This is a genomic window from Bacillota bacterium (assembly GCA_040757205.1).
Classification (GTDB): domain Bacteria; phylum Bacillota; class Desulfotomaculia; order Desulfotomaculales; family Desulforudaceae; genus Desulforudis.
Genome location: JBFLXL010000001.1, coordinates 33,386 through 48,865, shown reverse-complemented (window position 1 = coordinate 48,865; position 15,480 = coordinate 33,386). Strand labels below are relative to the sequence as shown.

12 protein-coding genes and 1 pseudogene are annotated in these 15,480 nt (G+C 58.4%); 1 reads left to right on the top strand and 12 read right to left on the bottom strand.

What is annotated here, in order from left to right; genetic code table 11:
- Nucleotides 1-211: 211 nt before the first annotated feature.
- The gene (locus AB1402_00250) at nucleotides 212-2,128 is read left to right on the top strand and encodes a methyl-accepting chemotaxis protein (GenBank protein ID MEW6540035.1); all 1,917 of its coding nucleotides are present in this window, start codon (nucleotides 212-214) and stop codon (nucleotides 2,126-2,128) included.
- 143 nt (nucleotides 2,129-2,271) lie between these two features.
- On the opposite strand, the gene AB1402_00245 is transcribed toward AB1402_00250, so the two are convergent.
- The 12 genes and pseudogenes from AB1402_00245 to AB1402_00190 form a co-directional block, all read right to left on the bottom strand.
- Nucleotides 2,272-3,303, bottom strand: coding sequence for an HD domain-containing phosphohydrolase (locus tag AB1402_00245; protein MEW6540034.1), 1,032 nt, complete (start codon nucleotides 3,301-3,303; stop codon nucleotides 2,272-2,274).
- 14 nt (nucleotides 3,304-3,317) lie between these two features.
- Nucleotides 3,318-5,273: a histidine kinase dimerization/phospho-acceptor domain-containing protein gene (locus AB1402_00240; protein ID MEW6540033.1), complete on the bottom strand. Its 1,956-nt coding sequence runs from the start codon at nucleotides 5,271-5,273 to the stop codon at nucleotides 3,318-3,320.
- Between the two features lie 69 nt (nucleotides 5,274-5,342).
- Nucleotides 5,343-7,250, bottom strand: coding sequence for an ATP-binding protein (locus AB1402_00235; GenBank protein MEW6540032.1), 1,908 nt, complete (start codon nucleotides 7,248-7,250; stop codon nucleotides 5,343-5,345).
- Between the two features lie 18 nt (nucleotides 7,251-7,268).
- Nucleotides 7,269-7,916: pseudogene (locus AB1402_00230) on the bottom strand (histidine kinase N-terminal 7TM domain-containing protein).
- Between the two features lie 4 nt (nucleotides 7,917-7,920).
- Nucleotides 7,921-9,153, bottom strand: a complete 1,233-nt coding sequence (locus tag AB1402_00225; GenBank protein ID MEW6540031.1) for a beta-ketoacyl-[acyl-carrier-protein] synthase family protein — start codon at nucleotides 9,151-9,153, stop codon at nucleotides 7,921-7,923.
- A gap of 40 nt (nucleotides 9,154-9,193) precedes the next feature.
- On the bottom strand, nucleotides 9,194-9,922 hold the full coding sequence (locus tag AB1402_00220; protein ID MEW6540030.1) for a class I SAM-dependent methyltransferase: 729 nt from the start codon (nucleotides 9,920-9,922) through the stop codon (nucleotides 9,194-9,196).
- A 247-nt stretch (nucleotides 9,923-10,169) separates the two neighbouring features.
- A complete protein-coding gene (locus AB1402_00215; protein MEW6540029.1) occupies nucleotides 10,170-10,886 on the bottom strand; it encodes an ABC transporter ATP-binding protein in 717 nt (238 codons plus the stop codon).
- Nucleotides 10,886-11,644 (bottom strand): ABC transporter ATP-binding protein, encoded by a 759-nt coding sequence (locus tag AB1402_00210; protein ID MEW6540028.1) that lies wholly within the window; start codon nucleotides 11,642-11,644, stop codon nucleotides 10,886-10,888. The genes AB1402_00215 and AB1402_00210 overlap by 1 nt, the downstream gene beginning before the upstream one ends.
- Complete coding sequence (locus AB1402_00205; protein MEW6540027.1) at nucleotides 11,632-12,633, bottom strand: branched-chain amino acid ABC transporter permease; 1,002 nt, start codon at nucleotides 12,631-12,633, stop codon at nucleotides 11,632-11,634. The genes AB1402_00210 and AB1402_00205 overlap by 13 nt, the downstream gene beginning before the upstream one ends.
- A gap of 28 nt (nucleotides 12,634-12,661) precedes the next feature.
- Nucleotides 12,662-13,546 carry a branched-chain amino acid ABC transporter permease gene (locus AB1402_00200; GenBank protein MEW6540026.1) on the bottom strand — a complete coding sequence of 295 codons (885 nt, stop codon included), beginning with the start codon at nucleotides 13,544-13,546 and terminating at the stop codon, nucleotides 12,662-12,664.
- Nucleotides 13,547-13,574: 28 nt separating this feature from the next.
- A complete protein-coding gene (locus tag AB1402_00195) occupies nucleotides 13,575-14,756 on the bottom strand; it encodes an ABC transporter substrate-binding protein (protein MEW6540025.1) in 1,182 nt (393 codons plus the stop codon).
- A gap of 322 nt (nucleotides 14,757-15,078) precedes the next feature.
- Nucleotides 15,079-15,429, bottom strand: a complete 351-nt coding sequence (locus tag AB1402_00190) for a YraN family protein (GenBank protein MEW6540024.1) — start codon at nucleotides 15,427-15,429, stop codon at nucleotides 15,079-15,081.
- Nucleotides 15,430-15,480 lie beyond the last annotated feature (51 nt).

Below are 15,480 nucleotides of genomic sequence, written 5' to 3'. Positions count from 1 at the left end.
AAGTTCTGGGGAGACTTTCCTTGCACGGGTGGGACCGGCGGATTCTAGAAACGAGGGAGGGGTGTACGAAAGGGTCGCCCCGCCAGGGCAGATACCCCGTGACTGCCGCGTCGCGGCCGATCCAAGGACTTTTGTCGGCGGCGTCCGTGCGGGCGACAGAAGTGAGTGTTTCCGTGCAAAAAAACAACAAGACAAAGGCGGGTGCCCTTTTGTGAGAAAGCTTAGAATGCGGCTTCGGGTGAAACTTACCTTGGTAATAATGCTGCTCCTGGCCCTGGCGGTGGCTTGTGCCGGATGGCTGTCCTACCGTCAGGCCGGTACCGGAATCTACGGACTTTTGCATCAGGATCTCGTAACAAGTGCCAAGGCGCACGGCGAACTGGTCGACTTACTCCTGGACCAGCGCCGCGCGGACGTGGAAATGATGGCCAGACACCCCGCGCTGCGGAACCCGGGAGTACCCGCGGCCGAAAAGACGGCGGCACTGCGCACGTATCTTGAAGCCTACGACGGCTACCACACCATTTCCGTCACCGACGCCGCGGGCCTCCAGATCGCCGACACCGGCGGCATCACCGGCGACGACAAGAGCGACCTGGGCTGGTTCCAGGAAGCCCGCGACGGGAAGGTGCACATCTCGAGCATCCGTATGTCGCGGGACCTGGGCGTGCCCATCGTCAACTTCGCCGCCCCCATGTACGACGACGCCGGTGCGTTCAGCGGCGCCGTCGTGGCCCGGCTGAACCTCGACAATACGATCTGGAGAATCATTGACGGCTACGCCGAAAAATCGGAAGCTGTCGGCAGACCCTCGGCCTACGCCTACATGATCGACTCCCAGGGGATCATCATCGCCCACCCGGACAAAGAGATGATTCTCAAGGACGACGTCCGGCAGCTGGGCGTGCCCGAACTGGCGGAGGCCGGTGAACGAATGATCCGCGGCGAGGCCGGCACGGCCGCCTACACCTTCCGCGGAGTGCCGAGGCAGGCGGGTTTCGCCCCGCTGGACGGATTCGGGAACTACCAGGGCCAGGGTTGGGCAATAGCCGCCGTGGTCGACGAGCGTGAACTCCTGGCGCCGCTCGCGGCCATCCGCAACGGCACCCTGATCGTGGGCGGAGCGGTGCTCCTGGTCGGCCTGGTCGTCGCCGGATGGTTCGCCGTGCGGCTCACCGCCCCGTTGCGCCGGATGATCGAGGAGGCCAACAAGGTGGGCGAGGGCGACCTGACCCGCCGCATGGAGACCAAAAGCACCGACGAAATCGGCGAGCTGGCCGCGGCCTTCAACCGGATGGTCGATGCCCTCCGGGGACTCGTGACCCGCGTGGGCGAGAGCAGTACGAACCTCGCGGCCCAGAGCCAGGAGATCTCGGCCTCCAGCGAGGAGGTTTCCTCGGTGATGGACCAGGTGGCCAATAGCACCACCCAGGTGGCCGCCACCGCCGAACAGGACTTGGCCGGGACGCAGGCTCTGGTGCAATTGGCTGAAAAAATGAAGCACGCCGCCCTCGGCGGAAACAAACACGTCTTTCAGTCGGTGAAAACCATTGAATCCACCCAGGAGGCCACGAAACGGATCACCGCGAGCACCAAGGAACTGGAGCAGAGGACGGGCAAGGTTTCTCAGATCACCAGGGTGATCACCGACATCGCCGACCAAACCAACTTGCTGGCCTTAAACGCCGCCATCGAGGCCGCCCGGGCCGGGGAACAGGGCCGCGGCTTCGCGGTCGTGGCCGAGGAGGTGCGCAAGCTGGCCGAGCAGTCGGCCGGAGCCGCCAAGGAGATTTCGCAAATCGTCGCCGAGATCGGACGCGGAATGCAGGCGGTGAGCAGCAGCACGGACGCCACCGCCACCGCCGTTGCTCAGGGGGTGGAAACCGCCCGGCAGGCCGGCGACGCCTTCAAGGAGATCGTCAAGGCGGTCAGGGAAAACATCGAAATGATCGAGAAGATCGCCCAGGGCAGCAAGCAGACCAGCAGCGCCACCCAGAACCTGGCCGCCTCCGTGGAAGAAGTCTCTTCCGCGATGGAAGAACTCACCAGCGCGTCCCAGGAGCTGGCGCGCCAGGCGGACGAACTGGGCGCCCTGGTGAGCCGCTTCCGCCTGGACCGGAAAACCTAGAGGGAGTATTCCTTGATTGCGCTGCGATTGCGTGCCGATTTCCCGCACCGGCGGCCGCGGCCGCCGGACTGATACGGACCAGCCGGAGAGAGAGCAGGGGGCCACGCCGCCCCCTGCTCGCGCTCAAATCAATTTCTTTCCTACTAGATGATGCGCCTGGACGGAAGGTCTATCTTCAGCGCTATTTTGACCAGTTGGGGGTCGAACTGGGTACCTGAGCAAAGGCGCAGTTGCTCTTGCACCTTGGCCACCGATTTTGCCGGGGCATAGGGCCGTTCGGAGAGCATCGCGTCCACTGCGTCCGCAACCGCCAGAATCCTGGCGCCCACGGGAATCACCAGCCCCTTGAGCCCGTCAGGGTAACCGTTCCCGTCAAACCGCTCGTGATGATGCAGCACGATCGGTACCACTTCGCTCAGGAACTGCACTGGAGAAATAATCTCCGCCCCGATCACCGGATGCTGCTTAATGATGTCATACTCCTCTATAGTCAGAAACTCTTTCTTCAGGAGAATCTGCTCGGGTACTCCGATTTTGCCGATGTCGTGCAACACCGCGGCCTGTTGGATCAGTCCGATTTCTCTGGCCGAAAGACCCAATTCGGCCCCCAGGAGCATGGCGAACATGACCACTCTTTCCTGGTGGGACTTGGTGTACGAGTCCTTGGCATCGATGGCCGCCACCAGGGAGCGTACCGTTTCCAGGTAGTGCCGCTGGATGTTGATGGAAGCCCGCTCAATCTCGTGCCTCAGAGCCTGGTTCGCCAGTTGCAGTTCTTCCAGCCGGCCCTTGATCTTGCGGGATTCGGCGCGGCGCGAAAGTCCCTTTTGCACCACTTCCATAACCGACTTGCGGTCAAAAGGCTTGATGAGATAGTCCAGGGCGCCGTGCCTCAAGGCGCTGGCAGCCGTTTCCACCGAGGCATAGGCGGTGATCATCACCACCTCCGTGTCCGGGGCCTTCTTCTTGGCCTCCGCGAGCAGGTCGATACCGTTGATGCCAGGCATCCTGATATCCATGATCACCAGGTCAAATTCCCGATCTGAAAGGTGATCCAGTGCCTGATGGCCGTTTTGCGCCGTGGCGATTTCGTAGTGATCCTGCAGGATCAGCCTCAGTGCTTCCCTGGGGCCCAATTCATCATCCACCACCAGTATCTTAGATGGCTTTGCCAACCCCTCCACCACCTTCATTGGGCAATTGTGGGCATTGAGACGGAGAACTCAAGTCCTTTGCTTTTTGTCAATGACGCCTTAATCCGGCCCCCGTGATCCTCGATAATTTTCCGGCTTACCGGCAATTCAAGAGAAATGTGGCTATTCCTGATGACGCGAAGTGGATTAAACATATTCTCCGGTTCTTCACCAGCCACGCTGATTCCTAAGCTTCGAAAGGCAATGACAACACCACCATGACTGAAAAGACTTTGGTCGCCAACGGTCTTAATGTGTATACTCCCCCCTTGTTCATTGGGTAGAAATGAATTCAGCAGGTAGGAAAACGCTCTCGCCAGCAGAATTCGGTCGGCCCTGACGTACAACAGTTCTTCACAGTATGCCGCCTCTACAGTCATATCGGTTCCCTTGCCCTGCTCCCTTAATAGTGAGACTCCCAGCCGAAGGACCTCGTGGATCTCGCAAACAACAAACTTATATGATAAGGGTGACGAAAAGGCGATTAGTTGTTCCACCAACTCGTTCAACCGCTTGACCTCTTGGCGCACCGTCCGTGTGAAAAAGTCCCTGAAGTCACCATCTTCGTACTTCTCAGGCAGGAGTTCCGAAAAGGTCTGAATGGCCACCATCGGGTTCTTTATCTCGTGCGCCAGTTGGCCGACGAATTTGTTCAGCACATCAAGTTGATCGGCTTGGCGCCGTTCCATTTCGAGCTGTTTGCGCTCGGAGATGTCATCAAGGATCATGACGCTTCCCAGGACAGCGGTGCCGTTAACCAGCTGGTAAATGCTGACCTCCAGGGGAACGCGCCCGCGCGCCAGCTGAACTTCCTCCCTATCGTAAGTCCGGGCCGTGGACATGGTGTCGTAGAGCAAATCGCCCAAGGGGCTCGGCAGGGAACGCAAGTCCCGGCCCAGCACCTGTTCCGGATCCAACTTCAGTATTTCCTGAGCACGGCTGTTGAAGGTAATAACCCGTTCTTCACAATTGATAGCCACGACCCCACTGTTCATACGCCGGAGGATGCTCTCGATGTACGATTTTTGGTGCTGGAGCCGATGATGCAAATCGATATCCTGCAGAGCCACGGCTACATTTCCGGAAAGGATATAGAGAGTCTCCAATTCTTCGTCGCCGTACTCGGCGCCGGTTACCTTGGGCCCCAGGTTCAGGGCGCCGATCAACCGCCCGTGAGCCGACAGCGGTACGCTCACCACGGCCTGCAGAAGTTGCATCTCTTGTAAGGCTTCGGTGGTGAAAAGCAGGTTTTCGCCGTTGGTTTCTCCAACGCGGAGGAGGCGCCCCTCGGCGGCCAACCAGGCAATAAGTCCCCGAGAGGAGTCGAACCGCAGTTTGGAGCAGAACTCCGGGGCCAGACCCCTTTGTTTGCGGACCCGATATTCTCCGCCGCTCTCGTCCGCCAGCAGTACGGACATCTTCCCCACGGGAGCCAGTCCCGCAACGGCGTCCAGGAAAAGCTCCAGGAGACGGTCTTGGTTCAGGCTGTTGTTCAGCACCTTGGATAGTTCACACACGCGCCCTCGCTGCCTGTTTGGGACCGCGGGCCTGATATGAGCGGGGTGTTCCCTGCGGTCGGCCGGTTTTTTCAGGCTTCGCGCCACGAAAGCAAGTTCCGTTCTTTCCCAGGCCCGGGCCAGAGCGCGGTCCAGCCGGACCGACGTGAAGGGAGGCTGAAGAAGATCATAGAAGCGCTGCGACAGGGTCCGGTCCGGATTGGGGCTGTCGGTAACCCCGATGTAGGTGAGATCCGGCCTCAACCGCTCTGCTTCCTCAATCCAGGGCAAAACGCCGGGGGCGGCGGCGTCCACCAGCACCACCCCCGTAATGATGCTGCGCAGCAAATGCATCCCCTCGGACCCCATGTCGGCATCCATCAGGGTATACCGCTCCGGAATAAGGCCCCTGATTGCCCCGAGGCTGCCGTTGTTTTTGGAAACGACGAGCACCATCTTCAAGTCGATTCCCTCTCCCCCGTCTCGGCAGACTGTTGCGCTGGTTTTATCCGCTGAGAAAACCGCCTAACCGGCAACCGGAAGGCAAATTTCAAAGGTTGCGCCCTCCCCCTGCCTGCTTCTGATCTGGATGGTCCCCCCATGGTCGACCACGATTTTGTGACTGATGCTCAACCCGATGCCCACACCTTCGGGCTTGGTGGTGAAAAACGGGTCGAAAACTCGGTCTTTTTCCTTGGCAGAAATACCCACTCCTGTATCTTCGACAACGATCTTCACCTTTCCTCCCGGGGCAATATCTTTACCTGTGTGATCCCTGCCGGATTCGGCAAGGATGGATATCCTAAGTTCGCCCCCGCCGGTCATAGCCTGGATGCCATTCAGGCAAACGTTAAGAAACGCTTGCTTCAACTGGTTCTTATCCGCCCAGAGAGGGCGCACTCCGGGGTCATATTGTCTTTTCACACGAACATTCTGCCTGTCCATCTGGGGCGACAACAAAAGCAGCACCTCGTCCATAAGGGCTTCGGCGTCGACCTCTTCACACTGCAGCCGGGAACTGCGGGTGAAACTCAGAAGCTCCGTCACCAGGTTATTGATCCGTTCAATTTCCTGACTGACGATGCGGGAGAAATCAAGGCGAAACTCCGGGTTTTCATACTTCTCCGGCAAAAGCTCCGCAAATGTTTTGATCGAAACCAGCGGGTTTTTGATCTCGTGCGCTATGCCGGCCGCCACCTGACCCAGGGACGCCAGCCGCTCGATCTGGCTTTTCTCACGTTCCAGTTCCTTGACCTGCGTAACGTCGCTCATCACTAGAATCGCGCCGCGCCGCCCACTCTCCGGCGCCTCCACCACCGCCGTGCTGCAGGAAACGAAGCGGACGGCCTCCCCGGCCTGAAGCTCCAATTCCACTTTACTCTTCGCTTCGGCGGTCTCCATCGCCTGGACTATCAGCCCGCTTATCGCCGGGTCAAGGACCTCGTCCGCCTTTTTCCCCAGTGCCTCTCCGGCGGATATTCCGGTCAACCTCTCGGCGGCGCTGTTAAAGGTGGTGATAGTGCCCGACCAATCAACCGCAATTAAGCCGTTGCCTATGTTTTCCAGCACGTTCTCCAAGTACCGTTTCATTACCAGTACTTCCTGGTAGAGCTGCGCGTTTTTCAAAGAAATGGCGACTTGCGACACCAGCGTGGCCAGCAGCTTCACGTCTTCCTGCGAATAGGGTTCGCCCGAGATCTTGGATCCCAGAAAGAATATCCCTTCCAGCCGCCCATCTATGATCACCGGAACCGCGGCCTCGGCTCGGAGTGCGGCCATTTGCCGGGCAAGCAACTGCCCCTTCTCCCGTGGGGCAAGACCTCTTAAGTCGGTAAAAAGAAGCACGTCCCCGTGCTCCTCCAGATGAGATATGAGCGCCCGGCCCGGCGTGCGGGCCTCACTATCGTCTTCAAGGGCGTGACCCTCTTTGACCGCGTGCTCCACTTCCGCCTGCGTGCGGGCCTTGCCATTGTCTTCAGGGGCGTGCGCCGGCGGGCGCCTTTCGGCCACCGGAATGAAGCGGCCGTCGAGCCCCCTGAGGAAAAAGACGACGCCGACGATGCCGATGGTGCTTACCCACTTGTCAATCAGGAATTTCAAGAGCCTATCCCGGTCAAGAATGGTAACGGTCGTCTTGTTGGCAGCGAGTAAGGCGTTGAAGTAGTCGTATGCTCTACGGTGGTAAAAGCGGTGGACCAAAGACTCCAGCCCGTTTCTCAACGGCCGGAAAAGGATAACGACCGTGCCCGCCACAAATATTATGTAATAGTAAAACAAGGCCTCCATCCGGACATTGAAAACGGTTTCCATTACATAGGCCGGCAAGGCGGTCACGACGAACAGGATGACAACAGCAAATCCGTAAGTGAGACCGGTGCCGAAAGCCAAACGAATGTCCATCAGGCGGTAGCGCAGAATCGCATAGGTAATCATGGATATGGCAACCATAATGGATAGTGGCCCCAGATTTCGAATAGCCACGCTTGTCAGGCCGATCCAAGGGAGAAAAAGGTTTGCCAAGCTGCCTATAATGAAAGAAGCCAGGAGACCTCCAAAAAAGTATCGCAGTTGCAGCCGAGCTATTCCACGTGTTTTTCGTAATAAACGCAATAGTTTGTACAGAGCGAAGGCTATGACCCCACTAAAGAACAGCGGATACAGGACGAACCAGTTGCCGTAGACCAGATTCTTTTCTTCAAGGGGGTATGCTACATCGCTGATGATTGCCGGGGTCATGCTTAAGACCCCCAGAATCAGCCCCAAGACAAAAATACCAAACACCTTTGCCTTCGGGTATTTTCTGTCAGTTTCAAAGGTGTACACTAAGGCGATGACAAAACACGGAACAATTGACGCAACGGCGTGTGCAAACCTCATCCAAAACACGAGGGTCTGGTATTCTTCAACTAAGGAAATCATTAGAACGGCAAAAACCCAAAGAGAAGCGTTCAAAGACAACGCCAAAAAAATGCGGTGCAAAAGGGACTGAGGATTTCTCCTGAAGACGGTAACACCTAGATACAAAAAGGTCACCGCTGTCAAGCCCAGCGCTGCCGATGTCAGACCGACAAATGTCGGTATTAGGGTAAGACTATCCATAACGTTATCTCGACCCAGGATTGACTTTGGTCACTATCAGGGATGCTATACAACCCCCAATACCGGAAGAGTTGACCATTACCTTGCGGATTCGGGCCACTCTTCCTAGGTTGGGTACAAAATCCAGATCACAGTGCGGATCGGGATGTTGGTAATTGGTGGTGGGTGGTAGGTATCCGTGTTCTATACTTTGGGCTGCTGCAATGACTTGAAGGGGGCCCGAGGCCGCCATCGGATTACCGATCATGGACTTGATTGAGCCAACCGCCAAATTGTAAGCTTGCACTCCAAATACGTCCTTGATCGCTTGCACTTCCAGCCTGTCCGACAGTTGAATTCCGGGAGCATGGGCGGAAACATAATCGATCATACCTGGACTAAGTCCTGCCCTAGCCAAGGACTGCTCCATTGCGGACGCAAACGCCTCCCTTAGTAACTTGGGTGATGTCGCATTGGCAATACCCCAACCCGTTACTCGAGCATAGATGTGTGCTCCGCGCTGACGAGCATGTTCAAGACTCTCCACCAAGACCACTCCGGCGCCTTCAGTAAGTACACCACCTTCACGCTGAGCATCAAACGGTTTGCTGGCCATCGCCGAACCGTTCCCTGAGTTGGACGGATGAACACCTGTAGCACACAATGAGTTGACGAAAAACGGAGTCACAGAGGCGTCCCCCCCTCCCGCCAGTACCAAGTCCGATTCGCCCCTCAGGATTGACTCCACTGCAGCAATAATACTCACTAACCCGGACGAACAGGCGACAGTGAAGGTGAGGACCGTCCCAGAACAGTTCAATTCCCGGGCAATTTCACTAGCCGCTGCATGAGGTGAAGCCGAGGCAATGCCCGTAGGACACGCGGCACCCGATTCCATATAAACGGCGAGTTCTCTCTCAGTGACCTCCATATCAATGTTGCTCGCGCCCATGATGACGCTGGCACGGCAGGAGGAATACTCCGTTTGAGTAAGCCCTGCGTCCTGAAGAGCCAGGCGTGCAGCAGCCACAATCAACTTAGTGCGCCAGGAAGCACCGTTGAAATGGGAGTACGAGTCTCTCTCCAAGATCCAGCTTCGTGGAATCCGGCCAGCGATTTCCCTTGAGTGTCTATCCCCTTGGGAATGGACTACTGGACAAATCCCTGCCTTTCCATTCCTAAGGGCTTCCCAGAACCGATCTTTACCGAGACCGTTTAGCGCTACGGGACCCAGCCCGGTGATTACCGCTTCGGTCATTCACATCAGCTCCCATTGGTGTTCAACGGTTTATGATCCTCTATCCGGTTTCCTTTCGCCCAGCGAGGAGCCATACTTGTCCCCCGTAGGCTTTCTCAAGGGAATCGATTCGAAAACCACATTCTTCAGCAAGCAGCCGTAGTTCCTCTTCCTGAAAAAAGTGAAACGCTTGTTCTTCTTGAATGAATTTGTTGATCAACAAAAAAGGAATTGCCGAAGGCGCCACACGGGCGATTTGCATAGTCAGTACCAGCGGCCATAACCGAGCATATGATCTCCTCAGACCGGCAACGTGCTCACTGAAAATAAGACTCATCTTTGTTTTGAATATCGGGGTGGCCAATACAATTATTCCACTTGTTCGAAGCACCCTGTTCATCTCATTCAGCAAAAATGACGGCCTCTTGACAGCGTACAGTACATTTACGCACGTGATCCCGTCAAACTCTCCGTCACCAAACGGCAGCCATTCGTTCAGATCCGCCTCCAGAAGAGTGACCGTCCGCAGTTGTTTGCTTTTCTTCCCGGCACGGCGCAACATCGCTTCGGAAAAGTCGATACCAACCGCTTCTACATCCGACCGCGTCTTAACAAGATGCACTATCAAGTTGCCGGTACCGCAGCCGGCATCAAGAATACGTGCGCCGGGTGTGGGTTTTAGTCTGTCGACCACCTTATGTGTCAAGTCTCTATATGGCAGAAACAACAATATAACGGAGTCATAAACCCGAGCATACAGTTGCCATAAGTTGGCGTGGCTTCTGGTCATCCTGCGCCTCCAAACAGCAGTTTTTGATGCACCGCAATAGTACAATCTGCCAAATTTTTTACCCAGCATCCATATATATCCACATAGCCCCCAAATGCTTGATTCTTCGCGGCAGTGACAATTCCTTCTGTTTGCTGTTTCTGTTTTGGAAGCAAAGAGATGGACTGGAGCAGGAGTCAAATTCGGGAGAATTCATGAAAAGAGTGGACTTGAAGCTGGTCAGTCTCAACGTGGGCTTTTTGTCGACTTACTGGCGGTGGCCCAGATATGCGGCTTGGATGCGGGCGTCCTGGCGGAGGTTTTCGGCGGTGTCGGACAGGGCGATGCGGCCGCGCTCCAGGACCCAGGCCCGGTCGGCGATCTTGAGGGCGGCGTGGGCGTTCTGCTCCACCAGGATGATGGTCTGGCCCTTGGCGCGCAGGTCGGACAGAGTGGTCATTATTTCGCGCACCACCAGCGGGGCTAGGCCCATGGACGGTTCGTCCAACAGCAGGAGGCGCGGGTCGGCCATCAGCCCCCGCCCGATGGCCAGCATCTGCTGCAGGCCGCCGCTTAAGGTCTGGGCGGGCTTGTTCTGTTTTTCGCGCAGGGCTGGAAACAGGCGGTACACGTCCTCCAGCAGCTGCGGCAGTTCCTTCTTGGCGTCGCGGTAGCGGTGGTAGGCTCCCAGAATCAGGTTGTCCCGGACGGTCAAGCCCGCGAAGAGCTGGCGGTGTTCCGGCACCAGGCTGATACCGGCGTGCACCACGGCTTCCGGCGGCCGGCCGGTGAGGTTCCGGTTCTGAAAGACGATCTCCCCGGCCGCGGGCGGGTAAAGCCCGGCCAGGACCCCGACCAGCGTGCTCTTGCCGGCGCCGTTCGCCCCCAGCACGGCCACGATTTCACCGGCGGACACCGAAAAGGTCAGGCCGTTTAATACCCGGATGTGGCCCCGGAACACCGTGAGATCCTTTACCGTCAGCATTACGTTTCATCCTCCCCCAGGTAGGCCCGGATGACTTCGGGGTTGGACCTGATTTCCGCCGGTGTGCCCTCCGCGATGACGGAGCCGAAATTTAAGACCACAATCCGGTCGGCCACGTCCATCACCGTCGCCATGTCGTGTTCCACCAGCACAAAGGTCAGGTTCTGCTCTCGCAGGCGGCGCAGGAAGGCGACCAGCGCCTGCGATTCACCGGCGTTTAATCCCGCTGCCGGCTCGTCCAGGAGTACCAACTGCGGCCCGGCGGCCAAGGCGCGGGCGATCTCCAGGAGCCGCTGCAGACCGAAGGGCAGGCTCTGGGCGGGCTCGTCGGCGTATTCGGCCAGGTTGACGGCGCCCAGTAGTTCAAGGGCCTCGCCGTAGCGCTTCCGGTCCCCGGCGGTCATTCCCGGGCGGCGCAAGATGGCCCGGACAAAACCGGTCTTCCCTTTGGTGTACGCCCCGACCATCACGTTTTCAGCTACGGTCATGGTCCGGAAAAGCTCCAGGTTTTGAAAAGTGCGGGAAATCCCCAGCCTGGCGATCTGGTGGGGCTTCAGTCCGGCAAGCGGGCGGCCCTGGAACCGAATCTCGCCTTCGTCCGGGGTGAGCATGCCCGTGATCAGGTTGAAAATGGTGGTCTTGCCGGCGCCGTTGGGGCCGATGACGGCCAGGATCTCTCCAGGATTGACTGAAAAACTCGCCCGGTTGACGGCCACCAGGCCCCCGAAACTCTTGGTCAGGTCTCTTACGTCGAGCACGTTCCGGCCGCCTCCTTACCCGCCTCCGGCTGTGAACGCTGTTTGCGGCGTTTGTGGCTCATGATCCCCTCGGGGCGGAAAAGGAGGACCAACACCAGGATGATACCGAAGAAAATGATCTCGAACTCCCCGCCGGCCTTCGGAAGCACTACCGGTACCGCCCAGCGCAGGAATTCAATCAGGCCGACGATGACAAACGCGCCCACCACCGGTCCCCAGACGGTGGCCGCCCCGCCCACGACGGCCATCAGCACGAACTGGATGGAGGCGTGGAAGCCGAAAGGCGACGGGCTGACGAAAGTGATGTAGAAGGCATAAAGGCCACCGGCCAAGCCGGCGAGGAAAGCGCTCAGGATGAACACATATAGCTTCAGGCGGGCGGTGTCGATCCCGGCGGCCTCGGCGGCCTGTTCGCTGCCGTGAATCGCCCGCAACGCCCGGCCCATCCGGCTGTTCACCAGGTTCCAGGCGCCCACCAGGGTCAGAAAGGCCAGAAACCAGACCAGGTAGAAGAACTGTTTGTCGGTAGTGAGCACGAGGCCCCCGATGCTCAAGTACGGAATCCCGGTGTAGCCGGACGGCCCGCCCGTTAGGTCCACGAACTCCTTCATCAGGATGTAGACCAGGATGCCGAAGCCAAGGGTGGCCAGCACCAGGAAATGCTCCTTAAGCTTTAGAATCGGCTGCCCGATCACCGCCGCCACCACCGCAGGCAGGAAGGGCGCCGCGGCAAGCGCCAAAAGCGGCGGCCAGCCGTAGGTCCCGGACAGAATGGCGGCGGTGTAGGCCCCCAAACCATAGAAGGCCGCCTGGCCGAAGGACACCTGGCCGGCGTAACCCAAAAGCAGTCCCAAGCCGATCGCCACAATGGAGTAGAGTCCCACGATCACCAGAATCCCGAGATAATACCCGCTCGTGACCATCAGGGGGAAGACGGCGAACAGGGCGGCGATCAAGACGATCAGGATGACGTTTTTGTTTTTTTTCACTAATTCCACTTCATCACCCGGGAAATCATTATGCTTCGCGCCGGAAGGCCCCAAGAATGCCCGTAGGGCGAATCAACATGACCAGGATCATCACGATCATCGCCACTGCGTCTTTGAGTCCCGAACCGACCAGTCCCACCCCGAAAGCTTCCAGAATGCCCAGCAAAAACCCGCCGACAATGGCCCCGGGGACGTTGGTCACCCCGCCGAGGATGGCGGCCACAAAGGCTTTCAAGCCCAGCATGAAGCCCATGTCGTAGGTGGCAAAGGTGATCGGCGCGATGAAAATACCCGCGAGCGCCCCCAGGGCGCCGGTGGCGGTAAAGGCGGCCAGCGACAGCCGTTGCGGGTTGATACCCACCAGGCGGGCGGCCGTCCGGTTCATCACGCAGGCCCGGACGGCTTTGCCGAGATAGGTGAACTCAAAAAACGCAAAGAGAGCCGCCACGCAAACCACGGCCAACCCCAGGATCCAGAGGCTCTGGGGGATGACGACGGCCCCCCCGACCGTGAAAGGGGCGTGTTCGGAAAAAGAGGGCAGGATATAGGGGTGCGTCCCCCAGATAAGCAGGGACGCACCCCGGATGGCGATACCCACACCGATGGTGATGATCACCAGCGTTAGGATGGTCGCGTTGGCTTTCCGCGCCGGGTGAATCGCCGTCCGCTCCATGACCGCGCCCAGCGCCGCCGCGATGAGCACGGCCAGCGCGAAGGCCGCGATGAGCGGCAAGCCGGCGGCATACAGGGCGATGGATACCAAGGCCCCCAGGGTCACGAACTCGCCCAGCGCCAGGTTGAAGATCCCGGTGATGTTGAAGGTCACCACCAGCCCGATGGCGATCAGGGCGTAGATGCTCCCCAGGGTCAGGCCGGAAATCAGGTACTGGAGCAGTTGGCTTTCAAGGCTCACGTCGGCAAATCCTCTCCGGCATCAGTAGTTACGGATTAAAGAGCGTCCATTTCCCGTCTATTACTTCGACCAGCACCATTGAATCCGCTCCCAGGCCGTTGTGGTCTTCCGCCGACATGTTGTAAACGCCGCTGACCCCTACAAAGCCGGTGATGTTCTCCAGTGCGTCACGAATGGCGGCCCGGTCGTCGCCGGCCGTTTCGATGGCCTTGACGGCCAGCTGGAAGGCGTCCCAACCGTGCCCGCCGAAGGTGCTCGGCCGCTCCCCGTATTTCGCCTGGTAAGCCTGGAGGTACCCAAGCAACACCGCCTTCTGGGGATCGGTGTCGGGAAGCTGTTCAGCCACCAGGAGTTTGCCCATCGGGGCGATGATCCCGTCCGCGGCTCCCTCGGCCAGGTCTAGAAAGGTCTGGTTGCCCACCCCGTGCGTGTGGATCAGGGGGATGGTCATCCCCAGATCACGAAAGTTCTTGGTCACAATCGACGCGGAAGGGGGGATGGCCCACACGACCAGCGCTTGGGCGGCTGAACCCTTGACCTTGGTGAGCTGCGTGGTCATGTCCTTGTCGTCGACTTCGAACCTCTCGTCCGCGACCACTTCCAGGCCGTGGTCGGCCGCCGCGGTCATGAAGTTCCCCCGGCCGCTGTCGCCGAAGGCGTTGTTCATGGACATGAAGGCCACGTCGGTGATCCCTTTGCTCTTGAGGTGCGCGGCGATCTTGTCGGCGACCAGGATGTCGCTCTGCGCGGTCTTGAACACCCAGTGGCGTTCCGCCACCGGCTCCACGATCTTGGCGGAGGCGGCGTGAGAAATCATCGGCACCCCGGCCTTCTGGACCGTATCGATCATGGCCAGCGACGTGCCGCTGGTGCTGCAGCCCAGAATGACCAGCACCTTGTCCTGGTCGATCAGGCGCTTGGCCGCCAGGACGGCCTCGGTCTCGTTGGTTTTGTTGTCCAGGATGATCAGTTCCACGGGTCGGCCGTTGATCCCGCCCTTGGCGTTCAGGTCGGCGGCCAGCATTTCCAGGGTGTTTTTCTGGGGCATCCCGAGCGAGGCGGCAGGGCCGCTGACGTCAATGACGGCTCCGATCTTGTACGGCTCCGTTTCCTTCTCGGGTGTCCCGGTCTGACCCCCACAACCGGCGACAAAAAAGGCAAGGGTCACGGAAATTAGGCAAACCAGAGCTATTCTACTCCAGCTCCTCATTTTCTCAGCTCTCCTTAACTGAATAATTAGAATGTTCTCATATTTTGAGCCACTAAAACTAGTCCCAAAATCCGGGACAATCGGTTCCGCTGTACGCCAGCCGTGCTATCACCCACTTTGTCGCAAAATTCTAAAGAAGGCAGGAACATCCATTTGGCACCTGCTTTGAAAAAATTTAGCACGTTCAGCTCAAAAAAACAAGTATTTTGGCGATTATTTCTCGATTATTTACGCCGATTGCCCCTTTTCGAACAATAAGTGCTAGAAATGGGTTTTCCGGCAAAGAATAAAATGATTCGCATATTTCGTGTCTGCCGGAACCTCAGAAGGCGTGCGCAATATGCTCGATCCGTTCCGGGTTGCCCTGCCGGTCAAAGCTCACGGACACCACGTCAAAGCGGACGGCGGCCTCACCCCGCCCTTGAAGGTAAACCTGCGCGATCCGGCGCAAGCGCTGTTGTTTGCGATGGCCGACGCTCTCCTGGGGAAAGCCGAACTGGACCGTGGTCCGGGACCGTACCTCCACGAAAACCAGGGTGGCCCCGTCACGGGCCACCAGGTCGATTTCCCCCAGGCGGCAGCGGAAGTTGCGCTCCTCAATGCGCAACCCTTGCTTCCGCAAGTGTTCAACCGCCAAAGCTTCCGCCTTTTGCCCCAGCAACCGCCGGTCCAACGCTTATCCTCTCCCGCAACGGCCGATACCCGGCCAAACCTTTCACTCAAG

What these genes read in the sequence shown, in the direction of transcription:
- AB1402_00240 (MEW6540033.1), bottom strand. Translation starts at nt 5,273, where the DNA reads ATGGTGCTCGTCGTTTCCAAAAACAACGGCAGCCTCGGGGCAATCAGG.
- AB1402_00235 (MEW6540032.1), bottom strand. Translation starts at nt 7,250, where the DNA reads ATGATTACCTATGCGATTCTGCGCTACCGCCTGATGGACATTCGTTTG.
- AB1402_00225 (MEW6540031.1), bottom strand. Translation starts at nt 9,153, where the DNA reads ATGACCGAAGCGGTAATCACCGGGCTGGGTCCCGTAGCGCTAAACGGT.
- AB1402_00220 (MEW6540030.1), bottom strand. Translation starts at nt 9,922, where the DNA reads ATGACCAGAAGCCACGCCAACTTATGGCAACTGTATGCTCGGGTTTAT.
- AB1402_00215 (MEW6540029.1), bottom strand. Translation starts at nt 10,886, where the DNA reads ATGCTGACGGTAAAGGATCTCACGGTGTTCCGGGGCCACATCCGGGTA.
- AB1402_00195 (MEW6540025.1), bottom strand. Translation starts at nt 14,756, where the DNA reads ATGAGGAGCTGGAGTAGAATAGCTCTGGTTTGCCTAATTTCCGTGACC.